The organism is Deinococcus roseus (genome assembly GCF_014646895.1).
In the GTDB taxonomy this organism is placed as follows: Bacteria; Deinococcota; Deinococci; order Deinococcales; family Deinococcaceae; genus Deinococcus_C; species Deinococcus_C roseus.
Window position 1 is genome coordinate 1 of record NZ_BMOD01000076.1, and the last position, 1,284, is coordinate 1,284.

Annotated in this window: 1 protein-coding gene; it reads left to right on the forward strand. The window is 52.3% G+C overall.

What is annotated here, in order from left to right; translation table 11 throughout:
* The first annotated feature begins 228 nt into the window (after window positions 1–228).
* On the forward strand, window positions 229–1,254 hold the full coding sequence (locus IEY52_RS26430; RefSeq protein ID WP_189009685.1) for an IS110 family RNA-guided transposase: 1,026 nt from the start codon (window positions 229–231) through the stop codon (window positions 1,252–1,254).
* Window positions 1,255–1,284: the final 30 nt, after the last annotated feature.

The window sequence follows — 1,284 nt, forward strand, 5'->3', positions numbered from 1 at the left end:
GTTGAGATGATTGTGTGTTAGGCCAGGCTCCCAGGTGGGAGAATGGACCTGTCATGCCCCCTCGAGTCGGTAAGCCTGATGAGATGATTGATCTTGAAGATCCTGCGTGAAATCCAGGCCGGCTCGAGGTTTTTGGTCCAGACTGTACAGTATTCGAAGCTTCGAGCTTGCACACAATGTTCTGTCGACTGAATCTGGGACTGACTTTTCCTCGTCCAGGAGGCAAGTATGTTCATTCTCGGTATTGATGTCGGCAAATCCCATCTCCACTGCAGGCTGCTCAAATCCACTGAACAGGGAACCCAGAAGCAGAGCACCACTAAACTTGGGAACATCCAGATCTTCCAGAATACTGAAGAGGGGCGACTGCGTCTCACACAGTGGTTAGAAGGTTATCAGGCTCTGGGAAATACGACCCATGCCGTGATGGAAGCCACGGGTGTCTACTCACAGCAGATTGCCCATACTCTCCATTCCTTGAGTTGCAAGGTCAGTGTGGTCAATGCGGCAAAAATCAAGTTCTTTGCGATGAGTAATCTCAGACGAGGAAAAACCGATTCCATGGATGCCGAACTCATTGCTCAGTATGGATTGACCATGAAACCTGCTCCCTGGACACCAACGCGTCTGGAACTTGAGCACCTCAGGGCCCTGCTCAGCGAGCGAGAAGGCATTATTGGGTTGATCACCATGGAAAAGGGCCGTCACCATGCTTTTGCCCATCATCAGCAGCCCTGCAAAAAGGCACTGGAGCGGTGTGAAACCCGGCAAAAACTGCTGAAAGAACAACTGGATAGTGTCGAACTGGACATCAAAGACATCATTAAAGCAGATCCCATCCTGAAAGGACAGGTGGGCCTGCTGACTTCCGTTCCTGGGGTGGGTCGTCTCACGGCGGCCACTCTGCTTGCAGAAACGCATCATCTGGAAGACTTGCAGAACGCCGGGCAGTGGGCTTCGTTTGCTGGGCTCTCCCCAGTTCCCAGACAATCTGGGCAAATGATGGGACGCAGTTCCATTTCCAAGGTGGGGAACCCACGGATTCGAAAAATCCTTTACATGTCAGCTGTCACGGTGACCCGCATGGACAATGAACAGGGCGAGTTCTACCGTCGTTTGGTGGGATCAGGAAAACCCAAGAAGGTGGCTTTGATCGCTCTGGCACGTAAAATCCTCAGGGTGTGTTTTGCGGTATTGCGTTCAGGCGAACCCTATACGAAGGGCCACCGGAGTCAGCTGGCTCTGCCAGCTTGACATAGGGGGCCAAACACAGTATTTCACGCA